This is a genomic window from Anoxybacillus dikiliensis, assembly GCF_050613275.1.
Classification (GTDB): Bacteria; Bacillota; Bacilli; order Bacillales; family Anoxybacillaceae; genus Anoxybacillus.
The window spans coordinates 2,090,990-2,115,761 of record NZ_CP187112.1; the positions used below are offsets into that span (position 1 = coordinate 2,090,990).

The 24,772-nt window shown below is 41.0% G+C and carries 24 protein-coding genes; 2 read left to right on the forward strand and 22 right to left on the reverse strand.

Translation table 11 applies throughout. The annotated features are described in order from the left end of the window. Positions 1 to 98: 98 nt before the first annotated feature. The 16 genes from trxA to ACPF7I_RS11115 all read right to left on the reverse strand — a co-directional run bounded on the left by trxA (position 99) and on the right by ACPF7I_RS11115 (position 17,459). Entirely contained in the window at positions 99 to 413 is a 315-nt protein-coding gene (gene trxA, locus ACPF7I_RS11040) for a thioredoxin (RefSeq protein ID WP_009361800.1), read from the reverse strand. Positions 414 to 559: 146 nt separating this feature from the next. Beyond that, complete coding sequence (locus ACPF7I_RS11045; RefSeq protein WP_430743293.1) at positions 560 to 1,537, reverse strand: electron transfer flavoprotein subunit alpha/FixB family protein; 978 nt, start codon at positions 1,535 to 1,537, stop codon at positions 560 to 562. Between the two features lie 16 nt (positions 1,538 to 1,553). Next, positions 1,554 to 2,327, reverse strand: a complete 774-nt coding sequence (locus ACPF7I_RS11050) for an electron transfer flavoprotein subunit beta/FixA family protein (protein ID WP_430743292.1) — start codon at positions 2,325 to 2,327, stop codon at positions 1,554 to 1,556. A 15-nt stretch (positions 2,328 to 2,342) separates the two neighbouring features. Further along, entirely contained in the window at positions 2,343 to 3,110 is a 768-nt protein-coding gene (locus tag ACPF7I_RS11055) for an enoyl-CoA hydratase (RefSeq protein WP_430743291.1), read from the reverse strand. A gap of 37 nt (positions 3,111 to 3,147) precedes the next feature. Next, positions 3,148 to 3,729: a TetR/AcrR family transcriptional regulator gene (locus tag ACPF7I_RS11060; RefSeq protein WP_430743290.1), complete on the reverse strand. Its 582-nt coding sequence runs from the start codon at positions 3,727 to 3,729 to the stop codon at positions 3,148 to 3,150. 96 nt (positions 3,730 to 3,825) lie between these two features. Next, entirely contained in the window at positions 3,826 to 5,502 is a 1,677-nt protein-coding gene (locus tag ACPF7I_RS11065) for a long-chain-fatty-acid--CoA ligase (RefSeq protein WP_430743289.1), read from the reverse strand. Positions 5,503 to 5,656: 154 nt separating this feature from the next. Further along, the gene (ltrA, locus tag ACPF7I_RS11070) at positions 5,657 to 6,913 is read right to left on the reverse strand and encodes a group II intron reverse transcriptase/maturase (RefSeq protein ID WP_064221401.1); all 1,257 of its coding nucleotides are present in this window, start codon (positions 6,911 to 6,913) and stop codon (positions 5,657 to 5,659) included. Between the two features lie 671 nt (positions 6,914 to 7,584). After that, positions 7,585 to 7,992 (reverse strand): DUF350 domain-containing protein, encoded by a 408-nt coding sequence (locus ACPF7I_RS11075; RefSeq protein WP_430743288.1) that lies wholly within the window; start codon positions 7,990 to 7,992, stop codon positions 7,585 to 7,587. A gap of 11 nt (positions 7,993 to 8,003) precedes the next feature. Further along, positions 8,004 to 10,349, reverse strand: a complete 2,346-nt coding sequence (locus ACPF7I_RS11080) for an endonuclease MutS2 (RefSeq protein WP_430743287.1) — start codon at positions 10,347 to 10,349, stop codon at positions 8,004 to 8,006. A 19-nt stretch (positions 10,350 to 10,368) separates the two neighbouring features. After that, positions 10,369 to 12,078 carry a DNA polymerase/3'-5' exonuclease PolX gene (gene polX, locus ACPF7I_RS11085; RefSeq protein WP_430743286.1) on the reverse strand — a complete coding sequence of 570 codons (1,710 nt, stop codon included), beginning with the start codon at positions 12,076 to 12,078 and terminating at the stop codon, positions 10,369 to 10,371. Between the two features lie 48 nt (positions 12,079 to 12,126). Continuing rightward, positions 12,127 to 12,666 (reverse strand): CvpA family protein, encoded by a 540-nt coding sequence (locus ACPF7I_RS11090; protein WP_430743285.1) that lies wholly within the window; start codon positions 12,664 to 12,666, stop codon positions 12,127 to 12,129. Further along, complete coding sequence (gene zapA, locus ACPF7I_RS11095; protein ID WP_297987604.1) at positions 12,659 to 12,934, reverse strand: cell division protein ZapA; 276 nt, start codon at positions 12,932 to 12,934, stop codon at positions 12,659 to 12,661. The genes ACPF7I_RS11090 and zapA overlap by 8 nt, the downstream gene beginning before the upstream one ends. A 121-nt stretch (positions 12,935 to 13,055) precedes the next feature. After that, positions 13,056 to 13,610 carry a DUF6036 family nucleotidyltransferase gene (locus ACPF7I_RS11100; RefSeq protein WP_430743284.1) on the reverse strand — a complete coding sequence of 185 codons (555 nt, stop codon included), beginning with the start codon at positions 13,608 to 13,610 and terminating at the stop codon, positions 13,056 to 13,058. Next, positions 13,597 to 13,818 carry a hypothetical protein gene (locus ACPF7I_RS11105; protein WP_430745893.1) on the reverse strand — a complete coding sequence of 74 codons (222 nt, stop codon included), beginning with the start codon at positions 13,816 to 13,818 and terminating at the stop codon, positions 13,597 to 13,599. The genes ACPF7I_RS11100 and ACPF7I_RS11105 overlap by 14 nt, the downstream gene beginning before the upstream one ends. Positions 13,819 to 13,893: 75 nt before the next feature. Further along, positions 13,894 to 17,016, reverse strand: a complete 3,123-nt coding sequence (locus ACPF7I_RS11110; protein ID WP_430743283.1) for an efflux RND transporter permease subunit — start codon at positions 17,014 to 17,016, stop codon at positions 13,894 to 13,896. After that, entirely contained in the window at positions 17,013 to 17,459 is a 447-nt protein-coding gene (locus ACPF7I_RS11115; RefSeq protein WP_430743282.1) for a MarR family winged helix-turn-helix transcriptional regulator, read from the reverse strand. The genes ACPF7I_RS11110 and ACPF7I_RS11115 overlap by 4 nt, the downstream gene beginning before the upstream one ends. 124 nt (positions 17,460 to 17,583) lie before the next feature. On the opposite strand from ACPF7I_RS11115, the gene ACPF7I_RS11120 reads away from it, so the two are divergent. Further along, entirely contained in the window at positions 17,584 to 18,144 is a 561-nt protein-coding gene (locus ACPF7I_RS11120; protein ID WP_430743281.1) for a Uma2 family endonuclease, read from the forward strand. A gap of 737 nt (positions 18,145 to 18,881) precedes the next feature. Here ACPF7I_RS11120 and ACPF7I_RS11125 read toward each other — a convergent pair. Together ACPF7I_RS11125 and ACPF7I_RS11130 are read right to left on the reverse strand one after the other, a co-directional pair. Next, entirely contained in the window at positions 18,882 to 19,220 is a 339-nt protein-coding gene (locus ACPF7I_RS11125) for a hypothetical protein (RefSeq protein ID WP_430743280.1), read from the reverse strand. Between the two features lie 942 nt (positions 19,221 to 20,162). Next, a complete protein-coding gene (locus tag ACPF7I_RS11130; RefSeq protein WP_430743279.1) occupies positions 20,163 to 20,519 on the reverse strand; it encodes a hypothetical protein in 357 nt (118 codons plus the stop codon). Positions 20,520 to 20,613: 94 nt separating this feature from the next. Between ACPF7I_RS11130 and ACPF7I_RS11135 the strand changes: the two genes are divergently transcribed. Beyond that, positions 20,614 to 20,958 (forward strand): hypothetical protein, encoded by a 345-nt coding sequence (locus tag ACPF7I_RS11135; RefSeq protein ID WP_043967680.1) that lies wholly within the window; start codon positions 20,614 to 20,616, stop codon positions 20,956 to 20,958. 201 nt (positions 20,959 to 21,159) lie between these two features. Here the strand turns inward: ACPF7I_RS11135 and ACPF7I_RS11140 are convergent, their stop codons facing one another. The 4 genes from ACPF7I_RS11140 to ACPF7I_RS11155 form a co-directional block, all read right to left on the reverse strand. Further along, a complete protein-coding gene (locus tag ACPF7I_RS11140; protein WP_052023561.1) occupies positions 21,160 to 21,609 on the reverse strand; it encodes a DUF5071 domain-containing protein in 450 nt (149 codons plus the stop codon). 16 nt (positions 21,610 to 21,625) lie between these two features. Next, positions 21,626 to 22,645 carry an RHS repeat-associated core domain-containing protein gene (locus tag ACPF7I_RS11145; RefSeq protein ID WP_430743278.1) on the reverse strand — a complete coding sequence of 340 codons (1,020 nt, stop codon included), beginning with the start codon at positions 22,643 to 22,645 and terminating at the stop codon, positions 21,626 to 21,628. Between the two features lie 202 nt (positions 22,646 to 22,847). Continuing rightward, positions 22,848 to 23,801, reverse strand: a complete 954-nt coding sequence (locus ACPF7I_RS11150; protein ID WP_006324175.1) for a hypothetical protein — start codon at positions 23,799 to 23,801, stop codon at positions 22,848 to 22,850. Between the two features lie 242 nt (positions 23,802 to 24,043). After that, the gene (locus ACPF7I_RS11155; RefSeq protein WP_431019320.1) at positions 24,044 to 24,694 is read right to left on the reverse strand and encodes an RHS repeat-associated core domain-containing protein; all 651 of its coding nucleotides are present in this window, start codon (positions 24,692 to 24,694) and stop codon (positions 24,044 to 24,046) included. Between the last annotated feature and the right edge of the window lie 78 nt (positions 24,695 to 24,772).

Below are 24,772 nucleotides of genomic sequence, written 5' to 3' on the forward strand. Positions count from 1 at the left end.
CGATTATCATTAACCGTTATCATTATATTAGAGAACGATTTTCAATGTCAATATAAAATTTCAAAAAAAATACCCCGGATTTCTCCGAGGCGTGTCGATTATAAATGTTTGCTTAAAAGACCAACAAGCGCTTCTTTTGGTTGGAAACCAACTGTTTTGTCGACAACTTCACCGTTTTTAAAGACAAATAATGTTGGGATGCTCATAACGCCAAATTTTCCAGCTGTTTCTGGGTTGTCATCGACATTCACTTTCACAACCTTCACTTTGCCACCAAGCTCGCGATCAACTTCTTCTAATACAGGTGCAATCATTTTGCAAGGTCCGCACCAAGGTGCCCAAAAGTCAACGAGTACAACCCCTTCTTTTACTTCATTCACAAACGTTTGATCTGTTGCATTTACAATTGCCATGTTTCATTCCTCCTCAAATATTTCAATTCCATGCACATAGTATACCATTGAACGTATTCATTACGCCAATGATTTGCTTCGCTTCTACTATTTCCTTGTCGTTAAAAAATATGCTGAAAAGAAAAGGCAAAGCATCATGCTCTGCCTTATGAATGTACTTTTAATTTTTTAAATTCCTCAATTAAAAGCGGAACGACTTCAAATAAGTCACCAACGATGCCGTAGTCTGCTACTTTGAAAATATTCGCCTCTGGATCTTTATTAATTGCTACGATCACTTTTGAATTCGACATTCCTGCTAAATGTTGGATAGCACCAGAAATGCCGCATGCAATATATAAGTCTGGTGTAACGACTTTTCCTGTTTGACCAATTTGGAGAGAGTAATCGCAATATCCTGCATCGCACGCTCCACGCGATGCCCCGACCGCACCGCCAAGCAAGTTCGCTAACTCTTTTAGCGGTTCGAACCCCTCGGCACTTTTCACGCCGCGGCCTCCAGCAACAATAACCTTCGCTTCTGACAAATCGACACCTTCTGCTGTTTTTCGCACAACGTCACGAACGATTGTGCGTAAATCCTTTATATCTACTTGCACGTCAACGATCGCACCTGTACGACTCTCATCTTTTTCAAGTGGGGCGATATTGTTCGGACGAACGGTAACAAACATGAAACCGTCTGTAACAATTTTCTTTTCAAACGCTTTACCCGAATAAATTGGTCTCGTAAAAACGATATTTCCTCCTGTTTCTTCAACAGCAACAACGTCGGACACAAGTCCAGATTGCCATTTTGCAGCAAGTTTTGGCGATAAATCTTTTCCAAGCGCTGTATGTCCGAATACAATTCCTTCTGGCTTCTCTTGCTCAACAACAGCTTGCAACGCTTGGGCATAGCCGTCTGGTGTATAAGTCGCTAATTTTTCATGCTCGACAACAATAACACGGTCTGCACCGTAAGCAATGAGCTCATTCGCTAATGAGCGAACGCTCGCTCCGACAACGACAGAAACAACCTCTCCGCCTTCCGCCATCGTTTTTGCCGCAGCAACTGCTTCAAATGATACGTTGCGCAACGCCCCATCGCGCACTTCAGCTAATGTTAACACTTTTCTTGCCATAATCCCCATCCCCCTATTAAATGACTTTTGCTTCCGTATGAAGAAGTGAAACGAGTTCTTTTACTTGTTCAGAAATGTCACCTTGTAAAATTTTCCCTTCTTCTTTTTTCGGTGGTAAAAAGATTTCAATCGTTTTTGTTTTTGCTTCGACATCATCTTCTTCCAAATCCAAATCATCAAGCTCTAATTCCTCAAGCGGTTTCTTTTTCGCTTTCATAATCCCCGGCAATGATGGATAACGCGGTTCATTTAAACCTTGTTGCGCCGTCACTAATAACGGTAACGATGTTTCAACCACTTCTTCGTCCCCTTCAACATCACGCACAACTTTCACATTTGTTCCATCAATTTCTAGTTTCGTAATTGTCGTTACGTAAGGAATACCTAACCATTCAGCAACACGCGGACCAACTTGGCCAGAACCACCGTCAATGGCTACGTTCCCTGCTAAAATTAAATCGGCCTGTTTATCTTTTAAATATTCTGCAAGCACTTTTGCCGTTGTATATTGATCGCGGTTTTCTACATCATCTTCAATGTTAATAAGGACCGCTTTATCTGCTCCCATCGCAAGCGCTGTGCGAAGCTCTTTTTCCGCATCTTCGTTTCCAACTGTAACGACCGTCACTTCTCCACCGTGTTGATCGCGCACTTGAATCGCTTCTTCAATCGCATATTCATCGTACGGATTAATGATAAATTCCGCACCTTCTTCACTTACTTTCCCATTTTGAATGACAATTTTTTCTTCCGTATCGAATGTACGTTTCATTAATACGAAAATATTCATGCTTCTCTCCCCCTCTTATTTTCCTCGGAACTGTGGTGTCCGTTTTTCAATAAATGCAGAAATACCTTCTTTCGCATCTTCCGTGACAAATACTTGCCCAAAAAGCTGCGCCTCTTTTTCCACACATTCGTGGAATGTTTTTGTTCTTGCCTCATTAACAAGCTGCAATACCGCTTGAACAGAAATCGGGCTCTTTTGGGCAATTTTTTGTGCAAGTTGCTTTGCAGTATGAAGCAACTGTTCTTCTGGCACCGCTTTATTTGCTAGCCCCCATTGAACAGCTTCTACTCCTGTCATTGGTTCGCTTGTCCACATCATTTCCAACGCTTTTGCCATGCCGACGTGGCGCAACAAACGCTGCGTACCTGCAAATCCAGGAATGATGGCAAGCTGTAATTCTGGCAAACCAAGTTTAGCAGTTTCAGATACGATGCGCAGATGGCAACTCATCGCCAACTCTAAACCTCCACCAAGTGCAGCACCGTGAATGGCCGCAATAATCGGTTTCGGAAACTGTTCAATTTTCTCCATCACTTGTTGTCCTGCACGAGCGAGTTCAGCAGCTTGTTCGCTTGCATCAATCGCTGTAAATTCTTTAATATCCGCACCAGCTGAGAAAAATCTTCCTTCCCCATGAAGAACAATGACACGCACTTGATCATCTTCTTTTAGTGTATCAAGCCGTTCTGAAAGCTCTTTCAAAACAGAAGAGGCTAAGGCATTGGCCGGCGGACGATGAAGCGTCAAAATTGTCACATACCCCTCTTGTTGAACGGAAAACATGTTCCCCCTCCTTCGTATATATCCGGAAGGTTGTTGTTTATACACAACAACCTTTCGTTAACAACTGATGAACCGGTCTTGCTAATGCGACAAGATCATATTTTTGCTCATTCATTACCCATGTCGTCACCATTTCGTCAATGGTTCCGAAAATCATTTGACGCGTAAGCCGTACGTCTAAATCCGAACGAAATTCCCCTTTGTCCATCCCTTCTTGTACAATACGATCGACTACTTTCAAATATCCTTTCAAAATTTCGTTAATTTTCAGACGCAACGATTTATTCGATTGTCGAAGTTCCAATTGGGTAACGATTGCTAAATGCGGATCTGCCGCTAACATTTGAAAATGTTTTTGAATCAACAAGAACAACTTCTCCGACGGACTCGAAATTCCTTCTATTTCTTCTTCAATTTTTTCGATAAAATATCCCATTTTTTCTTGAAACAACGAAATTAAAATATCTTCTTTATTTTTGAAATACAAGTAGATCGTACCATCCGCTACACCTGCTTGTTTCGCAATTTTCGAGACTTGCGCTTGATGGTAGCCATTTTCAGCAATGACGATCACAGCTGCATCAATAATTTGTTTAAACTTCGGTTTATCGCGTTTCAACTTTGCATTCTCCCTTTCAAAAATATGAATGAATAATCATTCATATTTTTATTTTAAAGAGAGGCCAAAATCGTGTCAAGAAAAAACGTACAAAGGTTATTTTTGCTTTTCTTTTTCTTCTTCAACAAGCGCACGGCGCAATATTTTTCCGACTGCTGTTTTTGGCAATTCTTTTCTAAATTCATAAATGCGTGGCACTTTATATGCCGCCAATTTACTTCTCATAAATTGATCAAGCTCTTCTTCTGTGCACTGTTCTCCTTCTTTCAGCACAATAAACGCTTTCACCGTTTCACCGCGATAAGCATCAGGTACACCAATGACGACCGCTTCTTGCACTTTCGGATGCTCATATAACACTTCTTCCACTTCTCGTGGATATACGTTATAGCCGCTGGCGATAATCATATCTTTCTTTCGATCTACAACGAAGAAATATCCTTCTTCGTTCATATAACCTAGGTCGCCTGTATATAACCAACCGTCACGAAGCGTCGCGGCAGTTTCTTCCGGACGATTCCAATATCCTTTCATGATTTGTGGTCCACGAACGACAATTTCACCGATTTCATTTACATTTGCCCGCTCACCTGTTTCTAATGAAACGATCATCGCCTCTGTATCTGGCCAAGGCACGCCAATACTTCCTTTGATTCGTTTTCCATCCCAAATGAAATTGGAATGCGTCACAGGGGATGCTTCTGTTAAACCGTATCCTTCAATTATTTTTCCGCCTGTTACCGTTTCGAATTGTTCTTGCACTTCAACCGGGAGTGGAGCTGAACCGCTAATGCATATTTTAATCGATGATAAATCGTATTTTTTCAAACTCGGGTGGTTCAGTAGCGCGATGTAAATCGTTGGCGCCCCCGGAAACAGCGTTGGCCGCTGTTTTTCGATCGTTTTTAACGTCGTTTCAACATCAAACTTTGGCAATAAAATCATTTTATATCCTTCCATAATCGATAAGTTCATGACCGCCGTCATCCCATATACGTGGAAAAACGGAAGCACTCCGAGAATCGATTCATTGCCGCGCTCACATTTATACATCCATTTCGTACACATAAACGTGTTTGCTGTTAAATTGTAGTGTGTAAGCATCGCCGCCTTCGGAAACCCTGTCGTTCCACCTGTATATTGAAGCAGGGCAACATCTTCGACCGGATGAACGTCCACTTTTTGTATTTTTCCACTCGCTAGCGATAACGCTTTCGTAAACAAATGGCAATCTCCTTCATGTTTGACGCGCACAATCATTCCTGTTTGTTTCTTTTGTACAAACGGATATAATACGTTTTTCGGAAACGGTAAATAATCTTTTATACTTGTAATGATCATATGTTCAATATTTGTATGCGCTTTCACTTTTATGATTCTTGGATAAAGTAAATCAAGAGCAATAATAATTTTTGCACCGCTGTCATTTAACTGATATTGCAACTCTCGCTCGGTATATAGCGGATTTGTTTGTACGACAATACCACCTGCAAACAAAACGGCATAATAGCTAATGACTGCTTGAGGACAATTTGGCAACATAATCGATACACGATCGCCTTTTTCTAAACCGAGTTGCTGTAAATACGACGCTAACTTTATCGCTTGCTCATATATTTCTTTGTACGTCAACTCCTTTCCTAAAAAGTGAATCGCTGTTTTGTGCGGAAACTGCTCCGCTGCTTCTTCCAAAAATTGTTGCAACGGCTTGCGCGGATAATCAATTGAATGAGGAACTTGCTGAGGATATAACGCTAGCCATGGCTTCTCCATTTCTCTTCCCCCTTTTACTATAAGATTATTTATATTTTATAATATTTTCTGAAATTTTTGTATCAAAAAAAAAAATCGAGTAGGAGGAGGTGATTAACCTCCGTCCTCTCACACCACCGTACGTACGGTTCCGTATACGGCGGTTCAATCAAGATCAATGACGCAAGAATTCATAACGTTCTTGTAGACTTTTGAGCCCTTGGTCATTCCAGTAGGAGTTTCCAAGGGTTCTGTGTAAGATGGGGCTATTTGAAATACGCCAATATCCTTTCCGACTATTTCCCCATTCATACGCTTTCCACGAAGGAACTCCCAATTTGATCAAGTTTCGTATCCTCGTTTTTGGTGTTTTCCAACTTTTCCATAAGCACATACGAAGTCTTCGACGAATCCACCCGTCCATTTTCCGAAAGATTGATTTCGTATCCGCCAGCGCAAAGTACCCACACCATCCGAATAAATACTGATTCAGTTTCTGAATTCGGTATTCCATGGAATATGGCATCTTTCTCGAGGTGATTTCTCGTACTTTCTTCTTCATTCGTTTGAGACTTTCTTCTGCCACTCGAATCTTGGGCTCTTCGGCATCGATAAAACTGAATCCAAGAAACTTTCGTTTCCAAGGACGGTCTACTGCCGACTTTTTCTCATTCACTTTTAGGCGAAGTTTACGTTCGATGAATCGTTGAACGCTTGCCATTGTTCGTTCTCCTGCCCTTTTTGATTTTACGTAAATGTTACAGTCGTCTGCGTAACGAACGAATTGATGTCCTCTTTTCTCTAATTCTTTATCCAGCTCATCAAGGACGATGTTGGAAAGGAGCGGACTTAATGGACCACCTTGTGGCGTTCCTTTCTCTGTACTTGAAACCACTCCATGAATCATGACACCCGACTGCAAGTACTTGCGGATTAATTTTAATAACGGTTTATCGTGGATTCTTTTCGCCAATGTGCTCATAAGTCTGTCGTGGTTGACCTGATCAAAGAACTTTTCCAAATCGATGTCTACAACCCATCGGTATCCTTCTTTGATATATCCTTGTGCTTTCCTCACTGCATCATGGGCACTTCGATTTGGGCGAAAGCCATAGCTATGTTCGGAAAACATCGGGTCATATATCTTCGACAATACTTGGGCAATCGCCTGTTGAATCAAACGGTCTGTCACGGTTGGGATACCTAGTAACCGAACACCGCCATCAGGCTTCGGGATTTCGACTCTTCGGACAGGCATCGGTTCATAGGTACCTTTGAGAATCGCTTCTTTGATGGACTGCCAGTTTTCGACGATGTGCGTTCGCAGGTTTTGTACGGGCATCATATCTACTCCATGGCTGCCCTTATTTTGTTCTACTCGTTTCAATGCGAGAAGCATGTTCTCTCGTGACAGGATTTGATTCAAAACCATCGTTATTCTTCCTTCCGTAAATAGCTGTTCTTCTTATGCCAGTCGTCACTCCACCCTCCAAAAGATCCCCCACGGGATTCACCGTTTCCTTTCTCTTGGGAGGTCCTATGTTTTCTGTGTTCATCGTGACGGACTGAATGCCAAGGGCTATTTTCTCTTGATTGTTCAGTCCTTCCGAATCGTTCTAGACCGATTCGTACTATGACCTCTGCTGACTTCTGATGATTCAGCTACTTATCGCTAAGTAGGTTGTGAAGGGTACTTCACGTATCCATCAGACCTCCTCGGGTAAGAGTGCAATCTTTCCTTCCATCTATCTGCTTCATTTACTCTGTATCACCTTCGGCAGAAAGGACTTTGTTTTGTTTAGCAAACTCATCCAATGATACCTAGCCTTATATGAAGTTCGTGTTCCTCAGACCGGAAGTTTGCCGCTCGCTTCCTTCAGATTCCGTGTCGCCACGGACACCCTTGCGTTAAGCTAACTGCTACTTCTGCCTTCGCAGTTCGGGACTTTCACCCTAGAGATTGCACCCATGCCGAGCACACTAAAAAAAGGTGCCTACTGACACCTTTTATGCAAAAAACGTAAGGTATATGACACCAATAAGCAAAAATACACCGCACAATACGAGCAATACTTTCGCTAACGTTTCCATTTCTTTCTCCTCTCACCGTATACTTGCTCCGATCACAAACGACAAACCGATAGAAATGACCATCGAAATAAATCCTACCGCGCGATTATCGTTGGCAATTTCGTCGTCAATGTTAAACTTTGGTGTTAAAAACTCATAAATAAAATAACCGACTAAAAGCAAAACGAAGCCATAAACCCCCCAACCGATCATCGTTAATAGTGAATCGTGATGATCGATTGAATAACGAAAAATATTAGCAATGCCAAATATTTTTCCGCCTGTCGCCATCGCTACTGCCATATTTCCTTTTTTAATTTCTTCCCAGTTTTTATATTTCGTCACAAGTTCAAAAATAGCTAAAAATAAAACTAAACATAAAATGACGACACTAAAATTGGCAGCAATATGAATCATTTCATTTTCCCAAAAAGCGCTCATAGTTCCTCCTGTCATCGTAATTCGACAATGGTGACGCCTGTTCCCCCTTCAGTCGCTTCACCAAACCGAATGCTTTTTACCGAACGATGATTTTGTAAATATTGTTGCACCCCTTTTCGAAGTGCGCCTGTTCCTTTTCCGTGAATAATGGACACGCGCGGGTACCCTGCTAATACTGCGTCGTCAATATACTTTTCAACGCGAAGCAACGCATCTTCATATCGTTCACCACGCAAATCTAGTTCAAGCGGAACGTGATAATCGCGTCCTTTCACCGTCGCAATCGGCTTTGTCTCCATTGGCGTTGGACTGCTTACATACTGCAAATTCTCTTCATCCACTTTCATTTTTAAAATACCAATTTGCACAAGCCACTCTTTGTCGGATACTTTCTCAAGCAACTGCCCTTTTTGATTGAGGTGGGTGACTTTCACTTCATCACCAGGTTGTAAAGGTTGCTTTTCTTTCTCCACTCGCTTTTTCTTTTTCGTGTCGATTTGTGGTACGGCTTCTTCTAGCTTTTTACGCGCATCGATGAGTTCATGTTCTTTCATCGCGATCGCTTGTTGTTTTTGCATCTCGCGAAGGTTTTGAATGACTTCTTCTGCGGTTTTCATCGCTTTTTTCACAATCCGTTCTGCTTCTTCTTTCGCTTTTTCTAGCAAACGATCGCGTTGTTCATTCAGCTCGTTCCACTGCTTTTCTAATTCGTTTCGCAACTGTTCCGCTTCTTGACGAAGTTTTTCTGCTTGATCCCACTCTTCTTCTGCCCGCTTTTTACTTTGCTCTAGAGAAGCAATCATATTTTCGACTTCATTGCTTTCCGCGCTAATATACGTGCGTGCGCGCGCAATAATATGTTCATCTAATCCGAGGCGACGGGAAATATCGAGCGCATTGCTTCGACCGGGAATACCGATCAATAGTTTATACGTTGGACTTAACGTTTCGATGTCAAATTCGACACTTGCATTTATCACACCACGACGATTATAGCCGTATGCTTTTAGTTCTGGATAGTGTGTTGTCGCTACGACGCGGGCACCACGGTTATGCACTTCGTCTAAAATGGAAATAGCTAACGCAGCACCTTCTTGTGGATCTGTTCCTGCGCCAAGCTCATCAAATAAAACGAGGCTATGCTCGTCCACCTGTTTTAAAATATCAACAATATTGACCATATGAGAAGAAAACGTACTTAAACTTTGTTCAATCGATTGCTCATCTCCAATATCGGCATACACCGAACGAAATACGGTTAGCTGCGATCCGTCTAATGCTGGTACTTGCAATCCTGCTTGCGCCATAACGGTAAACAAGCCAATCGTTTTTAACGTGACCGTTTTTCCCCCTGTATTCGGTCCTGTAATCACCATTGTCGTGTAGTCGCTTCCTAGTTCAATATCGTTTGGAACGACTTGATCAGATGGAATAAGCGGATGGCGAGCTTGAATGAGGCGAATATATCCACGTTCATTGATCGCTGGCTTTGTTGCTTTGATCGCTTTAGCGTATTTTGCCTTAGCAAACAAAAAGTCAAGCTGTGCGAGCAATGCAACGTTTTCAATAACCGTTGTCGCCTGCTCTCCCACAGAAGCAGATAATTCACTTAAAATCCGTTCAATTTCTTGCTTTTCTTTTACACGTAATTGTTGCAGTTCATTGTTTAATTCGACAACCGATTGCGGCTCAATAAACAATGTTGCACCGGATGAAGACTGGTCATGTACAATGCCACCATACGTATGTCGATATTCTTGCTTGACAGGAATGACGTACCGATCGTTACGAATCGTAATAATCGCATCAGACAATGTTTTTTGAGCAGATGATGAGCGAATAATGCTCTCTAACTTATCGCGCACTCTTCCTTCAATCGTGCGCAGTTGGTGGCGCAACGAACGAAGCCGATCGCTTGCTTCGTCAAGCACTTCCCCACTTTCATCAATACAGCGGTATATATGCTGCTCAAGCTCAACGAGCGGGACGATTCGCTCGGCATATGCCATCATATGCGGAAGCTCTGCCTCCGTCCCTTCTAAAAATTTTTTTAACTGCCGTGCTGCTCGCATCGTGCTTGCAACATCAAGCAGTTCATGTGGGCTAAGCGTTCCCCCAATGCTTGCACGCTTCGTTTGTGAGCGTACATCAAATATCCCACCTAACGGAACGTGACCGCGCAAACGAAGAATCGTTGCCGCTTCATCTGTTTCTTCTTGCCAACGCACCACTTCCTCAACATGTGATGACGGCATAAGTGCCACAACTTTTTCTTTTCCTAACGAGGAAGACGTATATTCCGCAAGCTGTGCTTTTACTTTATCAAACTCAAGAATGTGTAATGTTTTTAAATGCACAGAGTAACCCTCCTGCTGTTTATTTTCGTAAAAAAGACATGAGTTGGTCGACATCCCATGTATTGATGACCGTCTCTTTTCGAATCCACCCTTTCCGTGCGAATGCAACACCGAGTTCCATATCATCGAGCATACGCACGTTGTGCGCGTCTGTGTTAATCGCAATTTTCACACCAAGTTGCTGCGCTTTTTGTAAATAGGTGTAAGTTAAATCGAGGCGATGTGGATTTGCATTGAGTTCTAGCACCGTATTTGTTTCTTTCGCAAGTTGAAACAATTCGTCTATGTTTACAGCGTATCCGATTCGCTCGCCAATTAACCGCCCAGTCGGATGGGCAATCATATGAACGTATGGATTCATTAACGCTTCTTTTAGACGTTTCATGATCGTTTCTTCTCGTTGTGAAAAAGCGGAATGAATGGAAGCGATGACAAAGTCAACCGTTTGTAATATATCATCAGAAAAATCTAACGTTCCATCTGGTAAAATATCCATTTCAATGCCAGATAAAATAATAAAGTCATCGTATTGTTCGTTGAGACGGGCAATTTCCTCTTGTTGCCGTTTTAATCGTTCGACAGTTAACCCATTGGCTACTTTTAAAAACTGCGAATGATCGGTAATCGCCATATAACGATATCCTTTTTTCCGGCATGCTTCCGCCATTTGTTGAATTGAAAACGCACCGTCGCTCCACGTCGTATGCATATGTAAATCGCCGCGTATATCGGATAAAGAAAGGAGCGGCGTCCCGTCATATTCATCGACTTCTTTTCCACTTTCACGCAGTTCTGGAGGAATAAACGGCAACTGAAAATAAGCAAAAAATTGTTCTTCCGTTTCAAACGTTTTCACTTCACCTGTTTGTACGTTTTCTACACCATACTCGCTAATTTTTTCACCACGTTCTTTCGCTAACTGACGCATGCGCACGTTATGATCTTTCGAACCAGTAAAATGATGAAGCGTCGTCGCAAAATGTTCAGGAGAAACGATGCGGAAATCAACATTGACGATATAATCGTATTGCAGTTGTAGCGATACTTTCGTTTCACCGTTAGCGACAACGTCATGAATACGTTCTAGCTGCAATAGCTGCTTGCGAACGAGGGCATCATCTGTCGTGGCAATAATAAAATCTAAATCTTTTATCGTTTCGCATACACGCCGCAAGCTTCCTGCTCTTGAAAAGCGAGCAATGCCATCCATGTTCTTAAGCTGCCGTTCGATATCGGCAGCGACTTCAATCATAAAAGCAATCGGTAAACGTTCGGGGCGCTCATCCATATGAGCGAGCGCAGCTAAAATGTTTTCTTCTGTTTTTGCACCAAAACCGCTTAACTGCCGCACACGTTGGGCTAAACAAGCTTCTTTTAACGCTTCGATATCGGTCACGCCTAGCTCATGATACAGTTTGGCGATTTTTTTACCACCCAATCCCGGCAATTTTAAAAGCGGAAATAGACCTGCTGGAATTTCTTTTTTTAACTGTTCAAGCACATCGGACGTACCCGTTTGTAACCATTGTTGCAACACAGCAGCTGTTCCTTTTCCGATGCCAGCAATAGACGTAAAATCATCAATGTCGGTCAAAGCGCGTTCATCTCGCTCTAACGCTGAAGCTGCTTTGCGAAAAGCTGACACTTTAAATGGGTTTTCCCCTTTAATTTCCATATATAAAGCGATCGTTTCGAGCAAACGGATCGCTTCTTTTTTACTTTTCTCCATTTCATTCCCTTCCTTTCGACGAAAAAACTTCTCTCAAACGGAGAAGTTTTACGCCATATATTGCACGAGCATCTGTTTTACAAAATTCGATAAAATCGGTGTATGTTTGACAATCAAACTTGCGATGAATGAGTCGCGAAGCGGTTGTTGAATCGCAGACACAGGAACAAAGGCACTTACGTATAAAAGCACGAATAAAAGCAAATACACTTCCATAAATCCAAGCGCCCCGCCGGCCCAACGATTTACACTTTTTAAAAGCGGCAGCTGAGCAACAAAATCTAACATGGAACCGATGATTTGCATCACGATTTTCGTCACAAAAAACAACATAGCAAACGCAATCGCACGATAGTATGCTTCATCTAAGTTTGTGCTTTCAATGAGCAATTTCATCGTTTCACCATCTCCAAAACTTGGATATGGCACCCATAACTTCAGCCTTGGAGCTAGTTCGGCATAATATTTGTATGCAACGATAAACGCAACCAAAAAGCCTGTCATATGAATGAATTGCAAAATAAATCCTCGTTTCAATCCGATCATTAGTCCCATGAGAAGGATGAAACAAATGAGCAAATCAATCATCGCTGTCATCATCCTTTTCTTTATTCATTTTTCGCAAAAGACGTTCGTATTCATCTTTTAGTTTAATATATTCATGAACGATATTCACAGCCGTTAGTACGGCGAGCTTACTCGTATCAAGCGTCGGATTTTTTGCGCTAATTTCACGCATTTTATCATCGACAATTGAAGCAACGAGACGAATATGGCTTGAGCTTTCAGTGCCAACGATTGAATATTGTTGTCCGTATATATCTACAACGACACGTGTTTTTTTTTGATCCGTCAAACGAGTTCCCCCATTCAGCCGATCTCCCATTTCGGCAAAATTCTACCTTTTATCTTACCACGAGTTGTCGATCGCTGAAAAGAGATATGAAATAAGAGCGGGCATCGACACCCGCTCTCGTCTACAACCATTGTTCTAGTTGTTTGCTTGTTCCGTCTTTTTTCGCTACTTGTTTCATATATGTCCAATCTAGCCGCTCTTTATGAAGAAGGAGCATTCTTTTTGCCCATTCGCAATCGGATTTCGATTTCCAGTGGACACACGCGCGCAAGCGATCTAATATAATATCTTCAATTCCGATGACATATACATGCAACCCATCTTCTAACTTCAACTCAATTACTTTATCATCATCAGCGTCTTCTAACATATCATTTGGAATTTCCACACTAACAAACAATTTATCATGATACCAATGTCTTCCTGACGGAGTGAAACCAAGTTGATGAAGCAATTGTCCCGCTTTTTCACGATCACTAACAATTAAATCGATGTCTACGGTCGTGTAATCCCCACGCGTATATATTTCCACAGCAAGCCCGCCAACAATAATCGGACGTATACGATGTGGCTCCAACAGCTTCGTTAAAATGGCTGTGACTTGAACCATTTTTTCAAACGATGTTTTCGTTTGAAGGAATTGTAGCTTTTCTTTCGCCTCTTTAATCGAATTCATAGTACCACACTCGTTCGCTCAAATATCGAATTTTTCCTTCTTGTTCGGCTTTTTTCCATCGTTTTATGCATAATTCATCTAATATACGCATTTCCTCTTTGTCCCGTGGGCGTAAACGTACATGTGGCTCTCTTCCATCTTTTAATATATCTCGTTCCACATTTCCTTTGCGTGAAAAAATCCAATCGTTTAGTTCAGACATATTCATTTTTCTCACTTCGTTTCACTCCAACAACTATTTTTTTACATTGTATCACAAAAGAGCGGGCATCGACACCCGCTCTTACTTCATAAATGGCCACCAATTCGCCCGACCAAACGTTTTCGCCATTACCGGAATAAATAACGGCAAAACGATCAGCGCATATAAGAAAAGACCTGTTAAAATAATCGTTGCAATTTGTAATAGCGATAAGACGCCGGACGGATACATCGCCGCAAACGTTCCTCCTAAAATGACCGCTGCGGAAATAATGACCGTTCCCATGTGACGCATCGCTTCAAGCATCGCTTCTTGCACCGTTTTGTCGCGATATTCATTAAAGCGATCCATTAAAAAAATGCTGTAGTCAATGCCAAGCGCCATTAAAATAACGAACGCAAAAAACGGAACAGCCCAGTTCACCCCTTCATAGCCAAGCATATTGACAAATACAAGTTCAGTAAATGCCATCGACGTATAATACGTTAAAATAAGCGATAACATTAAGTACGCTGGCATAATAAACGAGCGAAGAAGAATGATTAAAATGATCGCAATGCCTGCAAGCATAAATACGGATGTTCGAGCATAATCAGCGGCAGAAATGTCGCGCAAATCGGAATAAATGCTCGTCACGCCACCAACGCCTACTTTCGCATGCTCAAGTTTCGTACCGTTCACCGCCCGAGCAATCGCTTCTTTCACTTGTGCGATTTTTTCCATCGTCGTTGTTTCATATGGATTGGAGGAAAAGACAACATCGAACGTTACAACTTTTCCGTCTTTCGACATATACGCTTCCTTCGCTTGCGCAAATTCCTCGCTCGTCAACAATTGCGGCGGCATATACCACCCTGCCATTTCTTCATCTGGCGCATTCGCTAAGTTAGAAACGTACTGTTTTGCGGACTGTAATCCATTTTCTACTTGTTGTAAACCATCGACACTTTGGTTTAACCCCGAAATAAGTTGATCCATTTGGTTATTCAGTTGCGAAAAGCCAGCTAATAGCTGCTGTTGACCTTCGTTCACCTTCGCTAATCCATTTGTCACCTCTGGCAATCGTTGCACGATTTGACCTTGCCCATCTGCTGCTTGCTCTAATCCGTGACGAAGTTTTCCAAGTCCATCGATCAGTTGATCCATTCCCGTAATAAGCGCTTGTTGTCCATTTGTTACTGTCGCAAACGATTCATTCGCCTGTTGCAAACCGAGTTGAATTCGTTGTAGCGCATCATTCACTTGGACAAATGAATGAGAGAGTGTATTCATTTGCACACTGATTTGTTCAATCGCTTGCTTCACATATGCATACTCCGCATCTTCGCGCAAACCGGCATGACGGTCTTCCACGCGATTAAGCGACTGTGAAAGAAGCGGCAATTGTTTCGAAATCGCAGTAAGTCCTGCTTCCATTTGTTTATATTGTTCGCTCAGCTGACCCAGTCCACCTGTTGCTTGTTCATATCCTCTTCGCAACTCGTTTGCCCCATCATGCAGCTTTTTCATATTCGTTTGTATCGTCTGCAACCCTTTTTCAAGATCAGCAGCACCGATCGCTCCGCTTCGCACCCCATCTTCTAATTGCTTCAACGCTTGCTGTAAGTCGCCCATTCCTGTTTTTAGTTTCATCGTCCCGTTAACAAGCTCGCGAATACCTCCGGTCGCTTGCTCTAGCTTCGGAGCTGACTTTGCCATTTCGCTGCTCGCTTCACTTAAACCGGAACGAATTTGCCCGATGCCGTCCGCCCCTTTTCCAAGCCCATCTTTTAACTGTTCCGCTTGCTTTGTCACAAACAATTGATCAATTGGCTCCCCAAGCGGGCGCGTCACCGAACGAACAGCGTCCACTCCGTCAATGTTTGCCACTTCGCGGCTAATTTTTTCTATTAAGTAGTAATATTGTTCATCATCCATCGCTTCATCATTTTTCATGACGATTTTCGTCGGCATCGCTTCCCCTTCACTAAAGTGGGCTGAAATGATGGTAAATGCTTTAACAGACGCGTAACGATCCCCGATTTCCGCCATCGAGTTAAACGAAAGCTTGCCGTCATACGTCAATAAAATCGGCAATGTCATAACTGCCACAATCGCGAGCGCCCATAGTGGTCGTGCGAAAGAAAAGCGACCTGCCACATCCCATAATTTGCTCGGCTTATGTTCAAGCGCCCCTTTCATTGGCCAAAACAGTTTTTCGCCAAGTGTAGCCATAAAAAACGGTACAAGCGTAATAAGGGCAACAAGTAACACAACGACACCAACCGCAACGGCGGAGGCGGATTGATACAATTTAAATGTCGATAATCCAATCGATGCAAATCCGATCATGACCGCCAGTCCGCTGAAAATAACTGTCTTTCCAGCCGTCTTATACGTGGCGATAATCGCTTCTGTTCGGTCTTCTCGTTTCGCTAATTCTTCTTTAAAGCGGCTTAACAATAAAATACAATAATCTGTTCCAATCCCGAACAAAACGGCAACTAAAAACGTTTGCGTAAACGTAGAAAGCGGAAAGTCCACTCGATCGACAAGAAAAGCAACAACAGATTGCGATACGATATACGTCAATCCAACCGTCAGCAACGGCACAAACGGAGCAACGAGCGAGCGAAAGACAAGAAATAAAACAATTAAAATAAACACGACCGTAATGCCTTCCGTTTTTTTCAATCCTTCTTGTGAACTTTGCACGACATCTTCGTCAATCATCCAACTACTTGTGTAATAGTGCGGCACATCAATATGCTCGATCGCCTCATAAAGCGCTCTGCTTATTTCTTTTGCGGTGCGTTTGTTTCGTTCTAATTGAAGCGAAATCAATGCCGTTGTTTCATCTTTTGAAACGAGCTTTTCTTTTATCGAGTTGTCATCAAGTGGCGAAACGATTTGTATTAAACCGAGCGATTCTTTTTTCACTTTTAGTTGCTCTACAGCTTTCTCGATTTCTTTCCAATCTCTTTCTTGTAATCTTTCTTTCCGATGGAAAACGAGGACAGCGCTCATTTCCCCTTCTTTCTTTTCTTGTTTTTGTACTTCTTTTAGCAGTTCGCTTGCGAGCGAAGATGAATAGCCGTCTGGAACAGTAATTTGCCCTTTTTCACGCACAAGTTCCCCCATATTCGGAGCGGTCATCATCATTACGACGGCTGCTAAAATCCAAAGAAGCAAAACGGCCCACTTTCCGCGAACGATCGCTTTCATTTGCTATCCCCCATTTCTTGTAAAATCATCGCTAGTTTTTCATACGTTTGAATAAACTGCTCAATTTCTTCATGTGAAAGCTTTGTCATAATTGTTTCAACAAGTTCATATACTTTTCGTTCTGTTTCAACGAGCCATTGTTCACCTTTTTCTGTGAGCGAAAGAGCAATAATACGACGATCATCTTCATCTTTGCCACGTGCAATCATTCCTTTTTCAACAAGACGGTTTGTCATCGCCGTAATCGCACTTTTATTTACCGCAAACACGTCCGCCAATTCCGTTGACGTACACATCCCACGCTTATGTATGTAGCGCAATACATAATATTGATCGTGCGTAATATCGTCCAATTCACATTTCATCAACGCAGCCCCTCGTTTATGAACAAGAAATGAAACGGATAAATAGCGCTCAATAAATTGTTGTATGCTTCGCTCCATCGGTCAATGCCTCCTATCGAAATAGTTCAATTGTTTAACTATTTAATAATATAACGATAAAACACGGAATGGTCAATGATGAAGTGAGGTGTGATATAATGGTGAAAAAAGTGAGGGATACGCGATGAAGCCAGAATCATCCAAACTGTATACGTATGCCGATTATATTCAATGGGACGGGCGTTGGGAGCTCATTAACGGAAAGGCTTACAACATGAGCCCTTCTCCAACATGGGAGCATCAATTTGCTGTCATGGAACTATCGTTTGCGTTTCGTTCGCATTTTCAAAATAAAAATTGCTACGTTGCGATAGCTCCGTTTGATGTTCGTCTCTCCGAAAGCGACGACTACACGTATGCAAAACATGTCGTACACCCCGATATTTCCGTCATTTGCAATCGAAACAATTTAACACCAAACGGCTGTTTAGGCGCACCAACACTTATCGTCGAAGTTCTTTCTCCATCTACAGCTTTAAAAGATCGAAACGAAAAATTTAAGCTATACGAGCAGTTTAACGTGCAAGAATATTGGATTGTTGATCCTTTGTATAAAACAGTCGAAGTATTTGGATTGGAGGATGGTTTTTTTAAAAAAAGAGAGGCGTTTGGAGAAAACGACACAATCACGTCCTTTATATTTACAAACTTTTCTCTCGAGGCGAAGCGATTATTTTTTCAATAAAAAAGGCAGCCAATAGCCGAGTCACAAGCTAATTGGGCAGCCTTTTTCTTTTTATCGTTTAAGCCGCGACGTCGCGTTTTTGGAACATCCACCATGTCACCGCATTAAAAACAGAATGAGCTTTAAAAATTTGATAACCAATATTTTCAGTTCGTGTCTTTCGTTTTGTTTTCTTTTCATGAATAAAAGAATTATGAGGAAGCCAAGCAAAATAAGTGTAATCCATAAGGAAATGGAATAAGCCTTTTTAAATAGTTGAATAGTCCACGCTGGTGCCCAAGCATCCTCCCCTAGTAGCCAATATGCGACCACATTTGAAATTCCAATACCCTCTGTATTTGGCTTCAGCGATTGATAATAATTGAGTGCTAAACTAATACTGCAAACTACGGATACGAAAAAAAGTGCAGTAATTGTGATAAAGAGTGTTTTAGATAAATCTTTTGTTCTTTTATGGAACAAATGAGTAAAAACTAAAAGAGTAGGTAGCAAAATATAATAAAAATAAAGTTCTGGATTGAACATCATTTCACTCCTAATTTTTTAAAATTATACTCTTGTTGTTAGTGGGGCAAGAAGCTTATCGGATTTGGATTGCTCGTTATCGATGTTCCGTATGCCACAAGACGATGACCGTGCTCCTGACACTCTTTTTCCTTTATTACCAATTTTAAGAAATAAGTTCTGGAATAGTGTGCTAATTTACAAAGTAGTGAAGATTGTTCAAATACAAAACCTTATTTTTTATCGTCCTCCGTTACTTTTGAAAGTTTAAAAATACCAACTAACAGACAAATCATACTTCCTGCCCATAATGCCCCTGATTCACCTAAAAGAAGGGAAATTTCTTCTGACGCCATCGGATGATTAATGTCAAAAGAAATGGCTTTTAATGCCAAATATACAGCAATAAAGAACGATACAAAATGCACGAAAATCCAGAAAAATGCTGCTCTTTGTGCTCGATTCCTTCTCCAAAGAAAAATTACTGTAATCATTGCAATGAGCATTATTGTGGAAAAAACACCAATTAACATGTTCATCACTTCTTCTTCCATAGGAAGATGCTGGTGCATGTGGAGAACACCTCACATAATAGATAAATTAATTCGTAGTGCTAGTTGAGAACTAGCTCTACGAATATTATGCATTGTTCCCTCCATACCCGTCAAATTTAGTGTTAAGGGTCGTTGTGTCCATACGCAATGTTTGTGATCATTAGCTGAAGAAAAAGAATACCACATGTTTTAGGCATGCCAAATAACCCTCTTGGAGAGGGTTATTTGGCGTTTTTATGAATCTTATCGGGGCGTGACAGGCACGCTGCACAATTTCCAACATCCGAACGGTTCGGATGCGAAATCGTGAAACCCTTGATGCGACCGTGTTTGCGGTCGTTTTTGCTTTTTCAAGAATCCGAAAGAAGCCAGCGAATGGGCGAAAATTTTGCGCGGATTTTGCACCGCGTTTTTACCTTGCATTGTATACCGAGTTCGACAGTGACTAAGTAAACAAAATGCCTCTCATCCCTTGAGGCCAAAGGGACGAGAGGCATTTGGGCATCCTTCCAGCGTGTATCTAGGCGCGAGGATGGATGCCTACAATCTTCGGAGGCGGCCTCAACTCTAGCGCCGCCAAGAGCTGCACTTGTCTATTCTAACCAAGGAATCGAGTCCATGTCGCCTTTTTGGTTTGGCTGTAAATTTATGTTAGCTAATTTGCTCACCTACAGTAGAGAAAAAAAGAATGCTGACAAAAATATTAAACCGATCGAAAATATGACTAATATTCCTTTTATAATGTTTACTGGCAACATTCTTAGGATTATATTTAAAAAATACATTATAACAACTTTATTAAAAGATTCTGGAGTGGGATCATTTATATATTCGTTCTGTTTATGAATCTCGTTATTTAAGTGCTTTATTGTCCAATAAAGAAGAGCTATCCCCGATAACAGCACCATACTTGCCGCAAATAAGATAAACATAACAACTCCTTTATATAATTAAAGTATTTTACTTTAATTTCTTTAAAAAACCTAGATATCCTTTAGCCTTATTCCAAATAGCGTTAACTAGTCCAGACCATGTGATAGGGTCTCCCCCTGCTGCTTGCAATAATATATATTCTTTTGCCGCATATGTGACATCCCAGGCAAACTGACCTGCTTTAGCTATTTGAGACTTGGTCATATAACTAGTTATTCCTCTACCATATATACCTATTAATCCCCCCGTAACAAATAAATTACCGAATTTTTTCCAATTAAATTTATTTATCCACGCACTCCGATTAAATTTATATTTTTTATAAAAGTCCCAAACCATTTGCCAAGTTGCATTTATCGAACAGTGCCAGGCACTGTTCGCCAATATCGATTCCCGCTTTGATCGCTGCTCTTCTGCTTTCCACCGCGCTGCATAAGTCCGGCATGTTGCCGGGATGAGCCGCTGTTTTCATGTATAAATGCCGCCGCTAATCCGGAATCATAACTTCAAAAACCGGATAACGGAGGAACAAGATGAAAAAACGGCTCGCTTTTTGCTTTTCGCAGGGCTCTTCTCCTTGCAGTCCATTCATGCTTTGGCCCGCGATGAGTGGATCGAAATAGCGAAAAAGTTTATACCACCCAACACTGTTCTTGCAGATCCCGAATCGATCGAGCTGTATGATTTTGATCAAGACGGGCGCAACCAAATCGTGGCGACATTCCAACTTCAAGCGGGCGAACCGCCTTCCCGCTCCAAATTCGGAGCGATTGCATTGAAAAAACAGAGGCAGGCTGGCAAAAAGTATGGAAGACCGAAATAGTAAATGACTCCGCCTTTCGTCATCATCACTAGGCGGCCCATATATATTGCACTACCATTTTTTATTGGCACCCGCTTCGTCACATAAACCAAGTGACAGATACTCATCCTATAAAACACCCCCAGCTGCATTTTACGCAGTTGGGGGATTCTATACAATATTATTTCATAAAAGACAAGTGCCCGCTCCTAATTTCTTGGTTTACCAATCCGATAATTTTAATAACTTATATACTTCCTTATCATGAAAGTCTGATTCAGAAATTTGTAATATATCTATAAGTCTCTGAATTCCCCCTATCCACATGCGATCGTCATCCTCAGCTGCTTTTATTAGCGAAGCCTCTATATGTGGAACTATCACACTTTTATCTATACTCTTCAATATCTCTATCGCTGTAGGGACACCAGGCCAATTCATATCTTGCATTAACTCTATTAAGCAGGGTATCGCCAGCCTATTTCGTGGGTATCCAATTTTATTTAAAACTTTAACCGCATTCTCCCAACAATGCTTCTCGGTATCTTGTATTAACAAAGGAGTGTATTCATCATCAATTGTTGTTAACTCCCTTATTGCAGATAGTTGAACTTCTTGGGGCATATTCCAACTCAAGTTTTTCATCAATCTTTTAACTTCACTAAGTTCCATTAAAATTCATCTCCTACTATTTAACTTTCACAGAAAGGGCCTGCAATAATTTTGTATATTCATGTGGTCTAGTATTAGCATTTTCCCTTGAGTTTATCCATCCCTGCATTTTCTTCATATTTACTGGTCTCACTGACACATGAGTTTTACCATCTTTTATTGCTACTAGTTTTCCTGTTGCATTAATGGCCTCAATAGTAGTTGCTGTATATGGTCCAGATAAAGGCTTTACTGTAGTATAGGATAGCCCACTAACATCTTTTGGTCTTGGAGTTAAATTAGTGCCGTTTCCACTTCCAGTACGATAAATAACTGTTGGGTTTTTCCTATTAAATTTACGTTCTAAAACACTGACTATCTCATTTGCTGCAACATATGCAATCACTATTGCGGTTGCCTCAACAGCGGCTGCTGTTAGCCATGAAATTGATACACCTGCTAATGGAACTAAAAGAAAAGCGAAGTGACCATTTATATCCACATATATAACAGGATTATTTTTAGTGTAAACATATTGATTTATACTAAGCGGCTCATTTTCAAACCCATGGAACGTATCTCTTGTAATAAACCGTCCCATATTCGCATCATAATACCGCGCCATTAGGTAGTATAGCCCGGTTTCCTCATCGTAATAATACCCGGCATAACGGTATGGGTTCGCTGTTGCCATCGCACCGGTTTTGGACAGAATGTTACCCCATGCGTCATACTCGTATTGGGCGACGACATTTCCGCTTGCGTCCGTCAATGCGACGACATCTCCATGACCGTTCACATGATAGTAGTAAGTGGCTCCGGCTTTCGTCATCGTGACCGGGCGGCCCAATGCGTCCCACGTATATTCCGCTGTGATGTTGTTGTTGGCGTCTGTTTCATACAACAGACGAATCGAGTCGCCATCGTAGTGATAGTAAGTCGTACCGCTTGATGTTGTTTTGCTGATGCGTCTTCCTTGATGGTCATACGTATAGGTTGCGATCGTAGTGCCCGATGCGTTTTTTACTTGAATGAGACGGTTTTCGTCATCATACACAAACGTTTTGTTGCCGTTGTTCGTTAAATTGCCATTGGCATCGTACGTGTACGCTTGTCCGTTGACGGCTGTTAATTGGTCGGCGGCGTCATACGTGTATGTTGTGGTAATCGTCGTCGTTCCATTGTTTACGATTTTCTTCGTACGGTTCCCGACAGCATTGTATTCGTTCCATGGGAGAGGACATGTACAGATACCAATTCTAAAAATATTCTAGTAAGTTGTTCTCTAAAACGTACCCGTTCTCCCAAGTACCAACAAGTAAATATTGGTCATCGTTACTAAATTCAGCAAAACAAGCATATGGAATTTTTTCAATTAATATGGTTTTTAAATCCTCATATCTCAAGATAATTACACTTTCATTATAAGTCACTACAATAAACCTACCATCATTTGATTGATGAAGGTATTGGAAATATCCAATGTGTTCCATAGGAGAATCATTGTCAATGATGTGTCCTCTCTTCAAAATCTTTTTAAAGTCTGAGTCTACTAAGATTATTTCATAACCGTTTACCAAGATGTAGACGTCATGAATGGAGTCGAAAATGACAGAGTCCCAAATTAAAATTTCCGGGTGACTTTTTAACTCAATTGACTGCTTGTTAATTGGTTCCTTAACTTTAACAATTTTATTCTCTCTATAACCCGTTTCGTTATTTACATAACTTAATGTAAATAAATGATAATTTCTATTTTTGAGGAATTGATTATAGTAAATAAGTGTAATGGCGTTTTTAAATTCTGTGAGTATCGTGTATTCCCCTGAATGAATGTTAATAGTTCCAATTTGTTGCCCATCATTGGTTTCTAGAACAGAAAGAATCATTAAATTATCTTGGGTAAAATTAGTATCTCCTTCAACCAACTTAAAAGATTTTTTCGATTGGATCTTTTTTACCAACTGGAAGTTCGCAGTGTTATAAACATATATAGTACCTGTAGTGCTTTTAATTAATAAATATTTATTGTTTTCAGAGAACCTCATATCACTTGGATAATTAGGTTTGTTTAATTCAATAATTTTTTCCCAAGTCGTTAAATCATAAACAATCGTCTTACTATCCATATTATGACATAAAAATTTATTATCTCCTGACAGTCTTATACGGTAAGAAGTTTTTAGTTTTTTTATTAGATTCATTTGAAACATGTTTTGATCCCTCCTTAACCGAGGACACTAATAGTTTAAGTTTTGATTTAGGTATAATCTTTAACTTCTAAATGGTTAAGAATATAGAGATTAACATGGAGTAACGGGTATGATGGATTTTGTCTACTGACGTTTTTCTTTTCTATAGTCATACCTGCAGTGGCTCCACGTTAATCTCATTTGCATGGTTATGCTAATAGGCTATAATCGGCCCATTCTGAAAAATCAACCTAGTTTCACCATTAGAACGGTGAAAAGAAACTCTTTGTTTTTAACCATACTTTAATTGCATCAAGAGCTGCAATTACTCTTTTTCTGTTTGTTTTATAACTGTACTTTTTATTATAGGCATAATTCATGATGTTATTAATTGTTTCATAGTATTTATTTGTATGCAATCTTCTATGCAGCCCTGTTTTAATGCTAATTAAGTTTTGAGGATTATTTACATTGAGACCGACCTTGCTCAATACATTACGAGCTGGTTGTGCTTTTTTGGCCTTTTGTGCGACTATATGATGTAACTCATATTTAGATCTATAGTTCGGTTTTGTTTTTACTCTAGCAAAACTTTGATCAATTAATTCTCCCACAGCATCAAGTGCCTTAATTGCATAATAAACTAACGCAGTGCCTAAAACTGCCACTGCCGCAGCATAAGCTGCAGGAATGAGCATGGCAAATTGCCCATCAGGATCTATATTCACTACAGGGTTATTATTAGCATAAGCATATTGATTCAAACTTTGCGGCTCGTTTTCAAACCCATGGAACGTATCTCTTGTCAAGAACCGCCCCATATTCGCCTCATAATACCGCGCCATTAGGTAGTATAGTCCGGTTTCCTCATCGTAATAATAGCCGGCATAACGGTATGGGTTCGCCGATGCCAGCGCACCGGTTTTAAACCGGTATCATCACAGACAGCTTATATTCGATTTTCAATACTAAGCGGCCTTTTTAGATTATTT